Consider the following 17,318-nt stretch of genomic DNA (forward strand, 5'->3'; position numbering starts at 1 on the left):
GAGGCAGCGTGAGCGAGTCGATTTCGGCCGCGAGGGCGACCGGCACGGTCAGCGGCGAGGACGAGGTCGTCGACCTGTGCCGCGACCTGATCCGGATCGACACCAGTAACTACGGCGACCACTCGGGCCCGGGCGAGCGCGCGGCCGCCGAGTACGTCGCGGAGAAGCTCGCCGAGGTGGGGCTCGAGCCGCAGATCTTCGAGTCGCACCAGGGCCGGGCGTCGACCGTCGCGCGCATCGAGGGCGAGGACCCCTCGCGCCCGGCGCTGCTCATCCACGGCCACACCGACGTCGTCCCCGCCAACGCCCACGACTGGACCCACCACCCCTTCTCCGGCGAGATCGCGGACGGGTGCGTCTGGGGCCGGGGCGCGGTGGACATGAAGGACATGGACGCGATGACGCTCGCGGTCGTCCGCGACCGGCTGCGCAGCGGCCGCAAGCCCCCGCGCGACATCGTGCTGGCGTTCCTCGCCGACGAGGAGGCGGGCGGGGTGTACGGCGCCCGGCACCTCGTCGACCGGCACCCGGACCTGTTCGAGGGGGTCAGCGAGGCGATCGGCGAGGTCGGCGGCTTCTCCTTCACGGTGAACGAGAACCTGCGCCTCTACCTCGTCGAGACCGCCCAGAAGGGCATGCACTGGATGCGGCTGACCGTGGACGGCACCGCCGGTCACGGCTCGATGACCAACAACGACAACGCGATCACCGAGCTGTGCGAGGCCGTCGGCCGGCTCGGGCGGCACAAGTTCCCGGTCCGGGTCACCAAGACCGTACGGTCCTTCCTGGACGAGCTGTCCGACGCGCTCGGCACCCCGCTCGACCCGGAGAACATGGAGGAGACGCTGGCCAAGCTCGGCGGCATCGCCAAGCTCATCGGGGCGACGCTGCAGAACACCGCCGCGCCGACCATGCTCGGCGCCGGCTACAAGGTCAACGTCATCCCGGGCCAGGCCACGGCGCACGTGGACGGCCGCTTCCTGCCGGGGTACGAGGAGGAGTTCCTGGCCGACATCGACCGAATCCTCGGCCCCCGGGTCCGGCGCGAGGACGTCCACGCGGACAAGGCCCTGGAGACCACCTTCGACGGCGCGCTCGTCGACGCCATGCAGTCGGCGCTCAAGGCCGAGGACCCGATCGCCCGCGCCGTGCCGTACTGCCTCTCCGGCGGCACCGACGCCAAGTCCTTCGACGACCTCGGCATCCGCTGCTTCGGCTTCGCGCCGCTGCGACTGCCGCCGGAGCTGGACTTCGCCGGCATGTTCCACGGCGTCGACGAGCGGGTGCCGGTGGACGGGCTGAAGTTCGGGGTCAGGGTGCTCGACCGGTTCCTCGACGCCTGCTGACCGGCCCGGCCGCGCCCTCGTCGGCGCGGTAATCGATCACACATACCGACTGAACCAATAAGGGTGAATGGGGTCGTAGATTCATAGCTCGATTGCTCCTTCCTCGTTACATGGTGTGCGGCCCTCAACGGGGTCGCGGCATTGATCACGTGACGTGAAGTCACAGTCCGGAGGGGTGTGATCCCGGGTGGCCCCGGAGGCCGGTGAGGTGCTCCGGGGAGGCCGGGGATGGGGGGCGGGCGCTTCGGCTCGCGCGCATTCCGCAGGACGGAAGGCAGGGGAGCGAAAGAGTTATGCGACAGGTTGCGAAAAAGGGCCTGATCACCATGGCGGCGGCGGGCGGCGTACTGGCCGTGACCGGCGGCTACGCCTACGCGGGCACGGGGGCGGGCGCTACGACCGCGCACTCGCCGGGAGCCGTGTCCGGCAACTCGATCCAGGCACCCGTCGAGATTCCGGTGAACGTCTGCGGTAACACCGTGCAGATCCTCGGGGTGCTCAACGGGAGCGGGGGGACCGGCTGTGGCAACACGGTCGGTGGGGGCGCGTCCGGCGGCTCCCAGCAGAGCGGCTCCAGCGCGGAGAGCCGCACGGAGCACTCGCCGGGCATCGGCTCCGGCAACAGCATCCAGGCCCCGATCCATGTGCCGGCGAACGTCTGCGGGAACGACATCGGGGTCGGCACGGGTGGAAACTCCGACTTCGGGGGCGAATGCGGCGGCGTCGTGGACGCCGAGCCGAGCGACCCCGGAGACCCGGGGCAGCCCGGCGACCCGGGTGACCCCGGCGACCCCGGGAACCCCGGCGACCCGGGTGACCCCGGAAATCCCGGCGACCCGGGTGACCCCGGCGACCCGGGTGACCCCGGCAACCCGGGCGACCCCGGCAACCCCGGTGACCCGGACGACCCGGGCAAGCCGCACCACCCCGGGGACGACAACCCGGGCGGCCACACGCCTGCCCCCTCCACACCGGGCAACAGCGGCGGCCACGGGGCGGGCCACGGTGGGCACCAGGGGGCCCAGCAGGCCGGCGCCCACGGCGCCTCCTCGCACCTCGGCGGCTCCCAGCCGACCGGCAGCGAGCAGCTCGCCCACACCGGCGCCGGGCCGGTCGCCATCGCCCTCCCGGCCGCGGCGGGCATGCTGCTCGCGGGCACCGTGCTCTACCGCAGGGCGCGGGCCGGCCAGCGCTGAGGAGCGCCGAGCAGCGCTGAGACCGGCACATCGCGCCGCCCCCGGCGCGATGAGATGAGGTGACAACGAGCGGGTCCCGCCCACGGCGGGGCCCGCTCGGCGTTTCAGCCGTTTACGTCTGCACGGTTCGAGTCTTCACGGTTCACTCTTCGGCGATTCACCAGGTGGCGCGGAGCTGGCGGATGATCCGGCGGCGCAACCGCACCCTGCGGCTGCCGTCGGGATTGAGTCGAAGGCGGTCGAGCTCCCAGTGTCCGTACTCGGCATGATCGGTCAGCAAGCGCGTGGCGGCCTTGCGGGAGACCCCGCGCGGCACGTACACGTCGCAGAATTCGTATTCCGGCATCGCATCTATTGTGCGGGACCAGGCCCCCTACGGATAGCGTCTGCACTATGTCTGATGCTGCGCAGCCATCCGCTGCCGAGGTACGCGCCGCCGCCGAAGCGGTGAAAGCCGCACTGGATCGTCACCTCGACGCTGTCGAACGCCGGTCCGGGGAGGACGACCCGGCCGTCTACGCCGCGTTCAACGACCTGGCCGCGGCAGCCGAGGTGTACGACGAGCTGCTCTATGACGCCTACGACGAGGTGACGCCCTTCGAGATCCCAGGCGACGACTCCCTGCCCCCCTACGCCGGCCCCGACGAACCGAGTGCCCTCAGCGTGCTGATCCGCCGGGACTACGCCGTCGTCGAACCCCAGCGCCTGCTCGCGCAGGCCCGGCGGGTCGCCGAGCTGGACCAGGTCCCCGCGGAAACGGCGGGGCCGGCCGGCGCGGCGGTCGTCGGCGACAGCGTCCAGTCCGCCATCGGCGTGCTCTTCGGCGAATACGAACCGGACGAGATCGCCTCCCGCCACAAGGAGTTCGGCCTCGAGGAGGGCGACTCCACCCTGTGGGTGGCGGCCGGCGACGAACTCGCCGAGCCGGGGGAGTGGCTGGCCGCCCCCTTCGACCAGCCGGACCCGCAGCAGGTCGTCTGCCGCTTCGACGTGAGCTCGGTCTTCGACGAGGACCTCGACGACGACGAAGACGAGGTCGAGGACGACGACGAGGCGGAAGGCGAGGACGACCTGGAGGTGCTGGGCCCCGGCAACTGAGCCCGCCTGTCCTGAGCCCCTGCGGCGCCGCGGCGCCGCAGGGGCTCACGCGTGCCGCCCGGCGCATGAGCCGCGTCGCCCCCTGGGCTCCGGCTGCGCAGGGCAGGTGCCGCGCGTGCCGGGCTGCGCGCTTCCGGGCCGCATGGCGTCACCGTTGCAGGCGCGGCGGCCGGCCCGCGCGGCGCGTGGGGGCCTCTCCACCGCCCCTCGTACGGCCGCGCCCGTGGGCCGCAGGGTGTCCGTCCGCCTGCGCTGAGCGTGCGGGCTCGCTCATGGGCCGCGTGGCTCTACGGACCGCCGCCGCGGGGCTGCACGTGCCGTGCCGCACGCGTCACGCGGGCATGCCGGTCCGCGTGACGCCTCAGGCCCTGCACGGCCCGTCTCCGGACGGCCGCAGGTGCCGGGAGTGCCGCCCCCGGGGCGCGGGAGCGCGGCCGGTGCGTGAGGGCGGCCGGTGCGTGAGGGCGCCTCCACGGCTGCCCCGCCCGCGTCCGGGGCGGGGCGCCGGTCAGCGCGCCGTGGAGGGGAGCTGGGTCTGCAGCAGCGATCGCAGGCGGGTGGTCCGTTCCGTCGCCGGGATTTCGGCCACCGCCCGCGCCAGTGCCGCGTCCGCCCCGTGCACCACGGACAGGTGGCGCTCGCCACGGCTGAAGGCGGTGTACACCCAGGCCCGGGTCAGCCCCGCGGCGGCGTCCTGGGGCAGCACCACGACCGCCGCGGGCCAGCGCGTGCCGACGGCCTGGTGAGCGGTGAGCGCCCAGCCGGGGCGGACCGTGTCGGCGACCTGCTCGCGGGGCACCACGACGGCCGTGCCCGCGCAGTCGAGGTGCAGTCCCTCGGCGTCCGCCGAGACCACCGTGCCGGGCAGCGCACGGCCCGGCGCCGGGACATAGGCGACCCGGTCGCCCGGGTCGAAGCCGCCGAACCGGCCGGGTCCTGGGTTCAGCCGCTCCTTCAGGGCGGCGTTGAGCGCGCGGGTGCCCGCGGCGCCGCCGTGGCCGGGGGTGATCACCTGTGTGTGCTCGGACGGCACGCCGAGCGCGCGCGGCACCGAGTCCGCGACGAGCTGGACCGTGCGGTGCACGGCCTCGCCCGCGTCGCGCACCGGGACGATCACGACTTCCTTGCCCGGCGCCTCGACCTGGTTGAGCTCCCCGATCCCGATGCCCGAGACCAGCTCCCCGATCGGCCCGGGGTCGGGCGTGCGGGAGACGACCTGGGGGCAGCGGCGGGCGGCCAGGAGATCCGCGAAGACCTTGCCAGGCCCCGCCGACCACAGCACCCCGGGGTCCCCGCTCAGCACCAGCCGCGCGCCGTCCGGCAACGACTCCACGAGCATCGCCGCGGTCTCCACGTCCAGCTGCGGGGCGTCCAGCACGGCGATCAGATCGAGCGCGAGCGCCCCGTCCTCGTCCCGCCCCGGACCCTCCTGGCCGGCGAGCAGCCCCGCGACGGTGACCGCCGCGGCGTCGCCGATCAGCTCGGCCAGCCGGCGCCTGCCGTCCTCGGTATGCGCCGCCGCGTAGGCCCGCAGCCCCAGGGACCCGGCCGCGGCGACGAGCGCCGCCGGCTCGGCCCGGGCCGCCTCGCCGCCGGTGTGCGCGACCAGGCCGTGGCCCGCGACCGCGCGGATCAGCTCCGCGGCGGACGGGCTGGGCGCGGCGGCGGCCGCGGCCGCCCACCCGGCCGCGTCCGAACTGCCCGCGGCGCCATCCCCACCGCGCCCGGCCCCGACCGCGCCGACCGCGTGGCTCCCGGCCGCCACGCCCCCGGCCTCGGCAGCCGCAACCTGACGGGTCGCCCCGCCCGCCCCGGCCGCACTGTCCGTGTCGGCTCCGGTCGCCCCGGGCGCGTCGGCCCTGGCTGTGTGGCTCCCGGCCGCCACGCCCCCGGCCTCGGCAGCCGCGGTCACGGCCGGGGTCGCCTTGCCCACCCCGGCCGCACTGTCGGCGTTCGCCCCGGCCCCGGCCGCGTCGACCCCGGCCGAGTGGCTCCCGGCCGCACTGTCCGCGCCCGCCCCGGCCCCGGCCGTGTGGCTCCCGGCCGCGGCAGCCGCAGTCTGACGGGTCGCCCCCGCCGCGCCGGCCCCGGCCGCACTGTCCGTGTCGGCTCCGGCCTCAGCGGTCTCGGGCTCATCGGCCCCGCCCGCCCCGGCCGCCCCGGCCGCCGCCTGACTGGCCGCAGCCCCGGTCGCTTCCGGCGCACCGCCCGCGTCGCCGCCCTCGTCGCCCGCGCCACCCGGCGCCGTCGCGCTCAGCCGGTCGCTGAAGGTGCTCGCCAGCCGGGCCAGGCCGTCGGCCAGGCTCTCCTCCGCCAGCGCGAAGCGGTCCAGCCCCAGAAGGACCCGCACCGGCTGCTCGTCCTCCTCGTCCCCGTCCCCGGCCGCCGGGCGGGCGGCGCCCGGGGTGTCGAGGGCGTCCTGGAAGACCAGCACCCGGCCGTCCGCGATCGCGGAGCGCAGACCCGCGTCCGGGTCCGGTACGGACAGCTTGGCCAGCCCCGCGCGCAGCGCGGAGGACTCCAGCGCGGTGTGGCCTTCGAGCGCGGCGCGCTCGAGCAGCCAGACCGTGAGCGCCTGGGCCCGGCGCTCGTCGTCCGGCCCGCAGCTCGGGCCGAGCAGGGAACGGGCGAAGCCGTCCGCCTGGTCGGGGCGCACGCCGGGCACGGCGAGCAGCTGCCACGGGTCCTCGCGCAGGGCCTCGGCGGCCCCCTCGCCGAGCGCCGCCACGACCGCGCCGGCCAGGCTCTCGGGTGCGCCGCCCTCGGCGAGGACCCGCCGGACCTCGGCGGCGCCGGGAGCGTTGTCGACCGGGCCGGACGCGGCCCTGGGCATGATCCGAACGGGCTGCCCGGCCCCGGCGCCCGGCCCCGCGGGGGCCCCGCTCGCAGGGGCGGGTCCGCCGGGCGCGCTCGCCCGGGGCTGCTCGCGCCCCGGGCCGCCCGTGCGCTCCCGCGCCCCCTCGGAACCGGCCCCGCTGCCCCCGGTGCCGCGGGCCGCGGCTCGGCCCTGGCGGGCCGCGGGGGTGTCGGTGAAGAACGAGGCCGCCGACCGCTCCCCGCTTTCGACGGCACGCACGGCCGCGGCCAGCGCCTCCGCGGCGGCGGACCGCTTGCCGCCCCCGGCGCCCACGGCGGCTCCGCGCGGCGCCGCCGTGGCATCGCCCTGCGGGTGGGTGGCGTCGCCCGGTGGCTGGGTGGCTCCGCCGAGCGGCACGGTGGTGTCGCCCTGCGGCGGGGTGGCGTCCCCCTGCGGCTCGGTGGCATCGCCCGGTGGCTGGTTGGCGTCGCCCGGTGGCTGGTTGGCGTCGCCCAGCCGCGGCGTGGTGTCGGCCGCGGCCTCCGCGCCGGAGGGTGGCGCGGCGCTTGGCCCCGCCGGACCCGTACCCGTATCCGTATCCGCGTCCGTCCCCGCCGCGGGGGCGCCGGTGGTGGGCTCCTCCTCGGGCGCGGAGGCGGCGTCGCCGGCGAGGCGGTCGGTACTCACAGCGTGCTCCAGTCCTGGTCGGGATAGCGGTGCACGGGCGCCGACACATCGTCGAGCGCCTGGCAGATTTCCTCCGGAAGACTAAGCGCCTCCACCGACAGCGCCGCCCTGAGCTGCTGCGCGTTTCGAGCGCCGACGATGGGCGCGGTGACGCCCGGGCGGTCGCGGACCCAGGCGAGCGCCACGTGCAGCGGGGTGGTGGCCAGGCCGTCGGCCGCGGTGCTGACGGCTTCGACGATCCGGCTCGCCTCCTCGTCGAGGTAGGGGGCGACGAAGGCGGCCAGTTGGTCGGAGGCGCCGCGCGAGTCGGCAGGGGTGGTGTGGCGGTATTTGCCGGTGAGCACCCCGCGGCCCAGCGGGGAGGAGGGCAGGATGCCCAGGCCCAGGTCCAGGGCCGCGGGCAGCACCTCCCGCTCGATGCCGCGCTGCAGCAGCGAATACTCCATCTGGGTGCTGGCGAGCCGGGTGTGCGCGCCGGGCGAGGCGAGCTGCCAGGTGGCGGCCTTGGCGAGCTGCCAGCCGGAGAAGTTGGACACCCCGGCATACCGCGCCCGCCCGCTGCTGACCGCGATGTCCAGCGCCTGGAGCGTCTCCTCGAGCGGGGTGGCCGGGTCGAAGGCGTGCACCTGCCACAGATCGACGTATTCGGTGTTGAGCCGCTGGAGCGAGGCGTCGAGCGCGCCCAGCAGATACCCCCGCGATCCGTCGAAGCGGCGGTCGGGATCGGGGACGCTGCCGGCCTTGGTGGCGATGTGCAGCTCACGGCGCGGTACGAGGCCCCCCATCAGCTGGCCCAGGATGTACTCCGCTTCGCCGTCCGCGTACACATCGGCGGTGTCCACGAGGGTCCCGCCCGCTTCCCAGAACTCCTTGAGCTGATCCGCCGCGTCGTGTTCGTCGGTGTCCCGCCCCCAGGTGAGCGTGCCGAGCCCGAGGCGGGATACGCGCAGGCCCGTGCGGCCGAGGTGCCTTAGCTCCATGAACGTTGAGATTACTGGCCGCGCCACGAGCCGTGGCGGCCTGTGGATAACCCGGTCCTGACGTACCCGGACCCGGCGCGCTAGAGTCCCGGCGACAGGTACGTTACTGATGGGTAAGGGGTGCGTGCGGCATGAGGCTCGGAATCAACCTCGGCTACTGGGGCGCCGGGATGGACGCGGACAACCTGGCGGTCGCCCGGGAGGCAGACCGCCTCGGCTACGCGGTCTGCTGGGCCGCGGAGGCGTACGGCTCCGACGCCGCCACCGTGCTGGCGTGGGTGGCCGCCCAGACCGAGCGCATCGACGTCGGCTCGGCGATCTTCCAGATCCCGGCCCGGACGCCCGCGATGACGGCGATGACGGCCGCGACCCTCGACTCGCTCTCCGGAGGCCGCTTCCGGCTCGGGCTCGGAGTCTCGGGGCCGCAGGTCTCCGAGGGCTGGTACGGGGTGCGGTTCGACAAGCCGCTCGCCCGCACCCGCGAGTACGTGGAGATCATCCGCAAGGCCATGGCGCGCGAGCGCCTGACCCACGAGGGCGAGAACTGGACCCTGCCGCTGCCCGGCGGCCCCGGCAAGCCCATCAAGCTCACCGTGCACCCGGTGCGCGAACACATCCCGCTGTACATCGCGGCCATCGGCCCGAAGAACCTCGAGCAGACCGGCGAGATCGCCGACGGCGCGCTGCTCGTCTTCTTCGCGCCCGAGCACGCCGAGGCGACGACCCTGAGCGCGATCCGCGCGGGCCGCGAGAAGGCGGGCAAGAGCCTGGACGGCTTCGACCTGGTGCCGACCGTCCCGCTGGCCGTCGGCGAGGACATCGACGCCCTCGCCGACGTCTTCCGCCCCTACACCGCGCTGTACGTGGGCGGCATGGGCAGCGCGAAGCAGAACTTCTACAACAAGCTGGCGCAGCGCATGGGGTACGAGAAGGAGGCCGCCGAGATCCAGGAGAAGTACCTGGCCGGCGACAAGGAGGGCGCCGCCGCGGCCGTCCCGCGCGAGCTGATCGACTCCACGACGCTGCTCGGCCCCGTCGAGCGCATCGCCGACCGCATGCGCGCGTACGCCGAGGCCGGCGTCACCACGCTGTCACTGTCCCCGTCGGGCTTCACCCTCGAAGAGCGCGTCGCGGGGCTCCGCGCGGGCATCGAGGCGCTGGAGCGAGCCGGGCTGGCCTAGCCGGAGCCCGGGCGGTCCCGGGGGGTCGGCGGGCACCTGGGAGAAGATCTGCGGCCGTGGTGGGGGCTCGGGGTGTCTTCCCCGCCACGGCCGTCACCCAGCACAACGCTCAGGCCCCCGGGCGGTTACGCGAGTGCCCGGGACCTCGCCGGTCCCTCGGCCGGCGGAGCGGAGGAGGCCACCTGTTGCCGTGCCCGGCGCCCGGCATTTGACTTTTGCTGCGCGGACGTCGGGCACGGAGGTGGCGGAGATGCTCTCGGCGAAAAGGCTGTTCCAGGAGATTGTCGACAACGACGAATCCTTCCGGTTCTTCTGCTCCATCGCCGCCGGCGGCGAGGCCCAGGGCGGCTGGGAGAACGGCAGGATCGCCACCCTCGTACCGGATGGCGAGCGCGCCCTCGCCCCGAAGATCGCCCGGCACGGCGCGGACGAGGACAAGCACGGCAGGATCTTCAACGCCCTGCTGCGCCGGCGCGGACTCGAACCGGTCGAGGTCCCGCCCGAGACCGACTACACCATGCTGCTCGAAGCGCGCGGTGTCGGCCTCGCCCACGACAAACTGCGCCGCGACGCACCGCTCACCGAGCACGACATCGTCGCCTACCTCGCCCACAGCCGGGTCACCGAGCAGCGCGCGGCCGGCCAGATGGCGATGCTGTGCCGGTTCTTCGGGGACGATCCGCTCCTCGGCCGCGCGCTCAAGATGATCGCGGGCGACGAGAGGAACCACCTGGCCTACTGCCACGAGGAGCTGCTGCGCCTGGCCGCCGCCGGGCACGGCCGGGCGATCCGGCGCGCCCTGAGGGAGTGCGCGCTCGTCGAGGCCCGGGTGCACCGCGACGTCAGCCTCGCCGTGATGGCCCGTATGGGCCGCATCCTGGGCTGGTCGCGGGCCAGGGGGGCGCTGCTGACGGCGGGCGTCCACGCCGTGTACCTGTACGAGCGGCTCGGCGGCTGGCGGCGCATGGTGACCCTGCGGACGCCGGAACTGCTGGACGCGCTCGGCGGGCCCGCCGAGCCCACCCCCGAGTTCGCCTGACGCCCGGCCGCGCCGCCCCGGGCGGCCGCTCCCGCCGCTCGGCCCCGCCGCCCCGGCCGGCCGCCTACGCCCGGCCCCACCGCCCGGCCGGTCGCCTACGTTCGCCGCGCCGCCTACGGCTCGGCCCCGCCGCCCCGGCCGGCCGCCTACGCCCGGCCCCGCCGCCCCGTCACAGCCAGCCGCGCCGTCTGAACAATCGGTACAGCCCGAAGATCGCCCCGCCCATGAGCATCAGCACCGCGGGATACCCCCACCGCCACCCCAGCTCGGGCATGTACTCGAAGTTCATGCCGTAGATCCCGGCGATCATCGTCGGCACCGCCGCCATCGCCGCCCACGCCGAGATCTTCCGCATGTCGTCGTTCTGCCGCACGCCCATCTGCGCCAGATGCGCGGACAGTATGTCCGACAGCAGCCGGTCCAGCCCCTCCACGTGCTCGTTCACCCGGGTCAGATGGTCGCTGACGTCGCGGAAGAACGGCCGGGACCCCTCGTGGACGAACGGCAGCCCCGTCCCCGCGAGCCGCATCATCGGGTCCCCCAACGGACCGGTGGCCCGCCGGAATTCCAGCACCTGGCGCTTGAAGGTGTAGATCCGCCCGGCCGTGTTCCCCACCGCCCCCGCCGGGCTGAACACCTCCGCCTCCAGCTCGTCCAGGTCGACGCGGAGCGCGTCCGCGACGTCCAGGTAGTGGTCCACGACCGCGTCGGACACCGCGTACATCACGGCCGTGGGCCCGTGCTGGAGCACGTCCGGGTTGCTCTCCAGCCGCTCGCGCACCGTCCCCAGCGGATTGGTGCTGCCGTGCCGCACGGTCACCACGAAGGAGTCGCCGACGAACACCATCAGCTCCCCGGCGGTGACGCTGTCGGCGGAGTCGTCGTACTCGACCGGCTTGAGCACCAGGAACAGCGAGTCGTCGTAGACCTCCAGCTTGGGCCGCTGGTGGGCGCGCAGCGCGTCCTCCACGGCCAGCGGGTGCAGCCCGAACTCGCTGGTGACCAGGTCGAACTCCCTCTCGGTCGGCTCGTGCAGCCCGATCCACAGGAAGGAGTCACCGGTGGCTCTCGCCTCCGCGAGGGCGTCGGAGAAGTCGGCGGGCCCCTCGGTTCGGCGCCCGCCCCGGTAAATGGCACAGTCCACGATCACGCCGGGCATTCTGCCCCCTTCCGCTGAAAGCACACCGGGCGGCCTCCGGGCGAGCCCGGACGTAGGGCACCGGGCCACGGGCTGGGGCACGGGGGCACGGGCGACGGGCTGGGGCACGGGGGCACGGGCGACGGGCTGGGGCACGGGCCACGGGGTACGAGGCACGGGGTACGAGGCACGGGGGCACGGGGTACGGGGGCACCGGGGCCGTAGGGTGGCAGGCATGCCCACGCTGATCCTCGTACGGCACGGCCGGTCCACCGCCAACACCGCGGGACTCCTCGCGGGCTGGACGCCCGGCGTCGCACTCGACGAGCGCGGCGCCGCCCAGGCCGCCGCCCTCCCCGGGCGGCTCGCCGCGCTCCCGCTGGCCGCCGCCGTCACCAGCCCGCTGCAGCGCTGCCGGGAGACCCTGGCCCCGCTGCTGGCCGCCCGGCCGGAGCTGCCCCTGCACACCGACGAGCGGATCGGGGAGTGCCACTACGGCGACTGGTCCGGCCGCAAGCTGGCCGAGCTCGCCGACGAGCCCCTCATGCAGGTCGTCCAGCAGCACCCGTCCGCCGCCGCCTTCCCGGGCGGCGAGTCCATGCGGGCCATGCAGGCCCGCGCGGTCGACGCGGTGCGCGACTGGAACGCCCGGATCGAGGAGGAGCACGGCGCCGACGCGGTCTACCTGATGTGCTCGCACGGCGACATCATCAAGGCGCTCGTCGCCGACGCTCTGGGCATGCACCTGGACCTCTTCCAGCGCGTCTCGGTCGAGCCCTGCTCGGTCACCGCCATCCGCTACACCCGGCTGCGCCCCTTCCTCGTGCGGCTCGGCGACACCGGCGACTTCGGCTCCCTCGCGCCCCGCGAGGACGGCGCGGGCGAGGGCCGGTCCGGGGACGCGGAGGTGGGCGGCGGCGCGTGAGCACCGTGATCGCCGGGCGCAGTAGGGTGGTGCCGCGGCGCCGCCCAACCGCGGGCAGCCGTGACCAGGCAGGTGTGTGACCTCGGCAGTCAGCGGCCGAGGCCGCCGAAAACCACGCCGAACCATGTCGAAACCCACCGAAGACCACACCGAAGACCTGCCGAAGACCACGCAACTACGCCGAAGACCACGCCGAACCACGTCGAAACAAATGGAGCAGGACGTTGTCCCGTCAGGTGTTCCTCTATGACCCGCCGGACCGTTTCGTCGCCGGCACGGTCGGGCTGCCCGGGCGCCGCACCTTTTTCCTGCAGGCGTCCGGGGGCGGCCGGACCACCAGCGTCGCGCTTGAGAAGACCCAGGTCGCCGCGCTCGCCGAGCGGATAGACGAGCTGCTGGACGAGGTGGTGCGGCGCACCGGCGGAAGCGCCCCGGTGCCGGCCGTCGCGCCCCCCGAGCTCACCGACACCGCGCCGCTGGAAGTCCCCGTGGAGGAGGAGTTCCGGGTCGGCACCATGGCGCTCGCCTGGGACGGCGAGGAACAGCGCATGATCGTGGAGGCGCAGGCCCTCGTCGAGCTGGAGGCGGAGTCCGAGGAGGACCTCGCGGAGGCCGAGGAGCGGCTGCTCCAGGACGAGGTCAACGGGCCGCCGATGCTCCGCGTGCGGCTCACCGGGCCCCAGGCGCGCGCCTTCGCCAAGCGCGCCCTGGAGGTCGTCAACGCCGGCCGCCCGCCGTGCCCGCTGTGCAGTCTGCCGCTCGACCCGGAGGGACACGTATGTCCGCGCCAGAACGGATATCGCCGCGGGGCGTGACGCCTCCGGAGCCGTCCGAGCTGCTGGCGCGGGGCGAGCTGACGGTGCGCGGGCGGGTCCGTGAGGCGTCCAACGCGGTGCTGTACTGCACGGTCGAGTACGAGGGCCACAGCGTGGCGTGCGTCTACAAGCCGGTGGCGGGGGAGCGCCCGCTGTGGGACTTCCCGGACGGCACGCTGGCCCAGCGCGAGGTCGCGGCGTACGAGCTCTCCGAGGCCACCGGGTGGGGCCTGGTGCCCCCGACCGTGCTGCGGGACGGGCCGTACGGGCAGGGGATGTGCCAGCTGTGGATCGAGGCCGCCACCGGCGGCGACGGCGAGGACGGCGAGGACGGCGAGGACGGCGACGGGGCCCCGGACCCGGGGCTGCTCGCGCTCGTCGACGGCGACGAGCCGGGTCCCGGCTGGAAGGCCGTGGCCTTCGCCGAGGTGGACGAGGGCCGCACCGCGCTGCTGGTGCACGCCGACGACGAGCGGCTGCGGCGGCTGGCCGTCCTCGACGCCGTGATCAACAACGGCGACCGCAAGGGCGGCCACCTGCTGCCCACCGCCGACGGGCGGCTCTACGCCATCGATCACGGTGTGACGTTCAACGCGGACGACAAGCTGCGCACCCTGCTGTGGGGCTGGGCCGGCGAGCCGCTGACCGACGAGGCGCTCGCGGTGCTGCGTCGGCTCGCGGACCGGCTGGCCGACGGGGATCCGCTCACCGCCCGGCTGTCCGAGCTGATCACCGAGACCGAGATCGCGGCGCTGCGCGCCCGGATCGCGGGCCTGCTGCGGTCGGGGCGCCACCCCAAGCCCAGCGGGCAGTGGCCCGCCATCCCCTGGCCCCCCGTCTGACCGCGCCCCCGGCCACCAACCGGCTCCCGGAACCACGCCCGGAAACGGCCCGGAAAGGGTGCCCCCACCGGCCCCGCAGTGCGGCCTGTGGGGCCGATGCGGCAGACACAGCAGGTCATGGGCGAATTCGCAAGACCGCCTATCAAGCCAACCAGACCCCATCCGGTTCGTATCCGGAAGGGGCGTCCGGTTACGCTCGACACATGTATGCCTGGCCCGCTTCCGAGGTGCCCGCCCTGCCTGGCAGAGGCCGCGACCTGAGGATCCACGACACCGCGACCGGGGGATCGATCACCCTCGACCCCGGCCCCGTCGCCCGCATCTACGTCTGCGGGATCACCCCGTACGACGCGACCCACATGGGACATGCGGCGACCTACAACGCGTTCGACCTCGTACAACGCGTGTGGCTCGACACCAAGCGGCAGGTTCACTACGTCCAGAACGTCACCGACGTCGACGACCCCCTGCTTGAGCGCGCCGTGGCGAAGGGCCTCGACTGGACGGCCCTCGCAGAGCGTGAGACCTCCCTGTTCCGCGAGGACATGACGGCGCTGCGGATGCTGCCGCCGCGCCACTACATCGGCGCCGTGGAGGCGATCCCCGGCATCGTGCCGCTCGTGGAGCGGCTGCGCGACGCGGGCGCCGCCTATGAACTCGAAGGCGACATCTACTTCTCCGTCGAGTCGGACGCCTCCTTCGGCGGCGTCTCCGGGCTCGACGCCGAGGCCATGCGGCTGCTGTCGGCCGAGCGCGGCGGCGATCCGGACCGACCCGGCAAGAAGAACCCGCTGGACCCCATGCTGTGGATGGCCGCCCGCCCGGGCGAGCCGAGTTGGGACGGCGGCTCCCTGGGGCCCGGCCGCCCCGGCTGGCACATCGAGTGCGTGGCCATCGCGCTCGATCACCTCGGCATGGGCTTCGACGTGCAGGGCGGCGGCTCCGATCTCGCCTTCCCGCACCACGAGATGGGCGCCTCCCACGCCCAGGTCCTCACCGGTCAGCGGCCGTTCGCGAAGGCGTACGTGCACGCGGGCATGGTGGCCCTGGACGGCGAGAAGATGTCCAAGTCCAAGGGCAATCTGGTCTTCGTCTCCGCGCTGCGCCGCGACGGCGTGGACCCGGCGGCCATCCGGCTCGCGCTGCTCTCCCACCACTACCGCGCGGACTGGGAGTGGACCGACGGCGTGCTCCGCGAGGCCGAGGAGCGCCTGGCCCGCTGGCGCGCCGCCGTCTCCCGCCCCGCCGGCCCGCCGGCCGACGGGCTCCTGGACGAGATCCGCACCGCCCTGGCGAACGACCTCGACGCCCCGGCCGCGCTCGCCGCGGTCGACCGCTGGGCGGCGGCGCAGGCGTCGGAGGGCGGCACGGACGAGGGGGCTCCGGGCCTGGTGTCCCGCGCGGTGGACGCGCTGCTGGGCGTCGCGCTGTAGGGCCTCTCGTTTGGATCATGCCGGGCTCGCGGGGTCTGGCACCGCGCCTCGCGGCGTTGTCGTCGGTTGCCATGGCTCCGCCATGGCGCCCTCCTCCGCCTTGCGATCCTCCCCCAGCTACCGCTGGGAGGTGCCCCCTGCACCAGACCCCGCTCCCTGATCCGGCCTGATCCAAACGAAAGACCCTAGCGGCGGCCCCCGCCGACCGCCGGCCGCCGACTGCCGCCCGCAGGCCGCCGACTGCCGACCGGGCCCGGGGTCTCGCCCCCGGGCCCGGCCCGCTCGCCTTCGGGGAACACCGCGCGTTCGGACATACCGCCGCGTTCGGACACACCGCCGCGTTTGCGGAACACCGCGCGGGACCGGGAGGGCGCGAGGCGCGCCGCCCGGTCCCGCCTGATCCTGGCCCCACCCGCTCCGGGGCCGCCTGCTCCCGGTCCGCCTACTCCTGCTCGTCGGGGCGCTCACGGCCGCCCTCGCCGCCGTCGCCCGGCCCGTCAACGGATCCGGAGCCGGCGTCCGAGCCGGTGTCCGAGCCGGTGTCCGACCCGGCGTCGGCCTCGTCCCGCGCCGAAGGTCTCCGCGGACGTGTCGAGCCCGTCGCCCCCGTCGAGCCGCCGGATCCGGAGGCCGAGGAGTCGCGCAGATACGAGCCGGGGCCGCCCGCGCCCGCGTCCCGGCCGTCCCCGAGCCCGCCCCCGTCCGTGGCGTGTCCGCCCGGGCCCGGCTGGCCGTCCCGGCGCCGCAGATAGCGCTCGAACTCGCGGGCGATCGCCTCGCCCGACGCCTCCGGCAGCTCGGCCGTGTCGCGCGCCTCCTCCAGGGACTGGACGTACTCCGCGACCTCGCTGTCCTCCGCGGCGAGTTGGTCCACCCCGAGCTGCCAGGCGCGCGCGTCCTCCGTCAGCTCGCCGAGCGGGATACGCACGCCGATCAGGTCCTCGAGGCGGTTGAGCAGGGCCAGGGTCGCCTTGGGATTCGGGGGCTGCGAGACGTAGTGCGGCACGGCCGCCCACAGGCTCACCGCCGGGACGCCCGCGTGGGTGCACGCCTCCTGGAGGATCCCGACGATGCCCGTCGGCCCCTCGTACCGCGACTCCTCCAGATCGAGGGTGCGGGCCAGGTCCGGGTCGGAGGTGACGCCGCTGACCGGCACCGGCCGGGTGTGCGGGGTGTCGCCGAGCAGTGCGCCGAGGACGACGACCATCTCGACGCCCAGCTCGTGGGCGTACCCGAGGATCTCGTTGCAGAACGACCGCCAGCGCATGCTCGGTTCGATGCCGCGCACCAGCACCAGGTCGCGGGGCTTGTCGCCGCCGCTCGCGCGGACCACCGAGAGCCGGGTGGTCGGCCAGGTGACCTTGCGGATTCCGCCCTCCAGCGCCACGGTCGGCCGGTTGACCTGGAAGTCGTAGTAGTCCTCGGCGTCGAGGGCGGCGAAGACCTCGCCCTTCCATTCCCGATCCAGGTGCCCGACCGCGGTGGAGGCGGCGTCTCCGGCGTCGTTCCAGCCCTCGAAGGCACAGATCATGACCGGGTCGATCAGCTCGGGAACCCCCTCAAGCTCGATCACCCAGCGCCTCCTTCCGACCGGGGCGGACGGGTCCGTACCGCCACCAGCTGCAGTTCCATTCGCGTGCGTCCCAAGCCTACGGCTTCCCGGCCCCCGGGCCGCAGCCCCCATGTGAGGGTGGGCCCGCGGAGGGGCAGGAGCGGGGAGGGGAGCGGACGGAGAAATGATCAAGGAAGCCCGTACGGCGAGCAGCCGACAAGGGACCTGCTGATTCATCCGACCTGTGCTCCGAAGCTCCCGGGAAAGTTCGCGCACGCCCCTAGACGAG

General features: G+C 74.6%; 14 protein-coding genes. 9 read left to right on the plus strand and 5 right to left on the minus strand.

The window, feature by feature from the left end; genetic code table 11:
• The first annotated feature begins 8 nt into the window (after window positions 1-8).
• Window positions 9-1,346, plus strand: coding sequence for a M20/M25/M40 family metallo-hydrolase (locus ABFY07_RS18840; protein WP_346175597.1), 1,338 nt, complete (start codon window positions 9-11; stop codon window positions 1,344-1,346).
• Window positions 1,347-1,639: 293 nt separating this feature from the next.
• Complete coding sequence (locus ABFY07_RS18845) at window positions 1,640-2,542, plus strand: chaplin (protein WP_346175598.1); 903 nt, start codon at window positions 1,640-1,642, stop codon at window positions 2,540-2,542.
• A 157-nt stretch (window positions 2,543-2,699) separates the two neighbouring features.
• Here ABFY07_RS18845 and ABFY07_RS18850 read toward each other — a convergent pair whose 3' ends face one another.
• Entirely contained in the window at window positions 2,700-2,888 is a 189-nt protein-coding gene (locus ABFY07_RS18850) for a DUF5703 family protein (protein ID WP_018537156.1), read from the minus strand.
• Between the two features lie 47 nt (window positions 2,889-2,935).
• On the opposite strand from ABFY07_RS18850, the gene ABFY07_RS18855 reads away from it, so the two are divergent.
• Window positions 2,936-3,640, plus strand: a complete 705-nt coding sequence (locus ABFY07_RS18855; RefSeq protein ID WP_346175599.1) for a hypothetical protein — start codon at window positions 2,936-2,938, stop codon at window positions 3,638-3,640.
• A 508-nt stretch (window positions 3,641-4,148) separates the two neighbouring features.
• Here the strand turns inward: ABFY07_RS18855 and ABFY07_RS18860 are convergent.
• Window positions 4,149-7,124: a helix-hairpin-helix domain-containing protein gene (locus tag ABFY07_RS18860; RefSeq protein ID WP_346175600.1), complete on the minus strand. Its 2,976-nt coding sequence runs from the start codon at window positions 7,122-7,124 to the stop codon at window positions 4,149-4,151.
• Window positions 7,121-8,104 (minus strand): aldo/keto reductase, encoded by a 984-nt coding sequence (locus ABFY07_RS18865; RefSeq protein ID WP_065968280.1) that lies wholly within the window; start codon window positions 8,102-8,104, stop codon window positions 7,121-7,123. The genes ABFY07_RS18860 and ABFY07_RS18865 overlap by 4 nt, the downstream gene beginning before the upstream one ends.
• 131 nt (window positions 8,105-8,235) lie before the next feature.
• On the opposite strand from ABFY07_RS18865, the gene ABFY07_RS18870 reads away from it, so the two are divergent.
• Together ABFY07_RS18870 and ABFY07_RS18875 are read left to right on the plus strand one after the other, a co-directional pair.
• Window positions 8,236-9,285: an LLM class F420-dependent oxidoreductase gene (locus ABFY07_RS18870; RefSeq protein ID WP_346175601.1), complete on the plus strand. Its 1,050-nt coding sequence runs from the start codon at window positions 8,236-8,238 to the stop codon at window positions 9,283-9,285.
• Between the two features lie 250 nt (window positions 9,286-9,535).
• Window positions 9,536-10,324: a ferritin-like domain-containing protein gene (locus ABFY07_RS18875; protein ID WP_346175602.1), complete on the plus strand. Its 789-nt coding sequence runs from the start codon at window positions 9,536-9,538 to the stop codon at window positions 10,322-10,324.
• A 169-nt stretch (window positions 10,325-10,493) separates the two neighbouring features.
• On the opposite strand, the gene corA is transcribed toward ABFY07_RS18875, so the two are convergent.
• Window positions 10,494-11,483, minus strand: coding sequence for a magnesium/cobalt transporter CorA (corA, locus tag ABFY07_RS18880; RefSeq protein ID WP_346175603.1), 990 nt, complete (start codon window positions 11,481-11,483; stop codon window positions 10,494-10,496).
• A 214-nt stretch (window positions 11,484-11,697) separates the two neighbouring features.
• On the opposite strand from corA, the gene ABFY07_RS18885 reads away from it, so the two are divergent.
• From ABFY07_RS18885 to mshC, 4 genes are all read left to right on the plus strand, one after another.
• The gene (locus tag ABFY07_RS18885) at window positions 11,698-12,387 is read left to right on the plus strand and encodes a histidine phosphatase family protein (RefSeq protein WP_346175604.1); all 690 of its coding nucleotides are present in this window, start codon (window positions 11,698-11,700) and stop codon (window positions 12,385-12,387) included.
• A gap of 224 nt (window positions 12,388-12,611) precedes the next feature.
• Window positions 12,612-13,202 carry a DUF3090 domain-containing protein gene (locus ABFY07_RS18890; protein ID WP_065968286.1) on the plus strand — a complete coding sequence of 197 codons (591 nt, stop codon included), beginning with the start codon at window positions 12,612-12,614 and terminating at the stop codon, window positions 13,200-13,202.
• Window positions 13,166-14,044, plus strand: a complete 879-nt coding sequence (locus ABFY07_RS18895) for an SCO1664 family protein (protein WP_346175605.1) — start codon at window positions 13,166-13,168, stop codon at window positions 14,042-14,044. The genes ABFY07_RS18890 and ABFY07_RS18895 overlap by 37 nt, the downstream gene beginning before the upstream one ends.
• A 203-nt stretch (window positions 14,045-14,247) precedes the next feature.
• Window positions 14,248-15,477 (plus strand): cysteine--1-D-myo-inosityl 2-amino-2-deoxy-alpha-D-glucopyranoside ligase, encoded by a 1,230-nt coding sequence (gene mshC, locus ABFY07_RS18900; protein ID WP_346175606.1) that lies wholly within the window; start codon window positions 14,248-14,250, stop codon window positions 15,475-15,477.
• 442 nt (window positions 15,478-15,919) lie between these two features.
• Here mshC and ABFY07_RS18905 read toward each other — a convergent pair whose 3' ends face one another.
• Window positions 15,920-17,050: a PAC2 family protein gene (locus ABFY07_RS18905; protein WP_346175607.1), complete on the minus strand. Its 1,131-nt coding sequence runs from the start codon at window positions 17,048-17,050 to the stop codon at window positions 15,920-15,922.
• Window positions 17,051-17,318: the final 268 nt, after the last annotated feature.

It is taken from the genome of Streptomyces sparsogenes subsp. cuspidosporus, from assembly GCF_039532705.1.
In the GTDB taxonomy this organism is placed as follows: Bacteria; Actinomycetota; Actinomycetes; order Streptomycetales; family Streptomycetaceae; genus Streptomyces; species Streptomyces sparsogenes.

Bases quoted from the DNA above. Each gene is read 5' to 3' on its own strand.
- ABFY07_RS18850 (WP_018537156.1), bottom strand. From the start codon at position 2,888: ATGCCGGAATACGAATTCTGCGACGTGTACGTGCCGCGCGGGGTCTCC.
- ABFY07_RS18885 (WP_346175604.1), top strand. From the start codon at position 11,698: ATGCCCACGCTGATCCTCGTACGGCACGGCCGGTCCACCGCCAACACC.
- corA (WP_346175603.1), bottom strand. From the start codon at position 11,483: ATGCCCGGCGTGATCGTGGACTGTGCCATTTACCGGGGCGGGCGCCGA.
- ABFY07_RS18875 (WP_346175602.1), top strand. From the start codon at position 9,536: ATGCTCTCGGCGAAAAGGCTGTTCCAGGAGATTGTCGACAACGACGAA.
- ABFY07_RS18895 (WP_346175605.1), top strand. From the start codon at position 13,166: ATGTCCGCGCCAGAACGGATATCGCCGCGGGGCGTGACGCCTCCGGAG.
- ABFY07_RS18870 (WP_346175601.1), top strand. From the start codon at position 8,236: ATGAGGCTCGGAATCAACCTCGGCTACTGGGGCGCCGGGATGGACGCG.
- ABFY07_RS18865 (WP_065968280.1), bottom strand. From the start codon at position 8,104: ATGGAGCTAAGGCACCTCGGCCGCACGGGCCTGCGCGTATCCCGCCTC.
- mshC (WP_346175606.1), top strand. From the start codon at position 14,248: ATGTATGCCTGGCCCGCTTCCGAGGTGCCCGCCCTGCCTGGCAGAGGC.
- ABFY07_RS18845 (WP_346175598.1), top strand. From the start codon at position 1,640: ATGCGACAGGTTGCGAAAAAGGGCCTGATCACCATGGCGGCGGCGGGC.
- ABFY07_RS18855 (WP_346175599.1), top strand. From the start codon at position 2,936: ATGTCTGATGCTGCGCAGCCATCCGCTGCCGAGGTACGCGCCGCCGCC.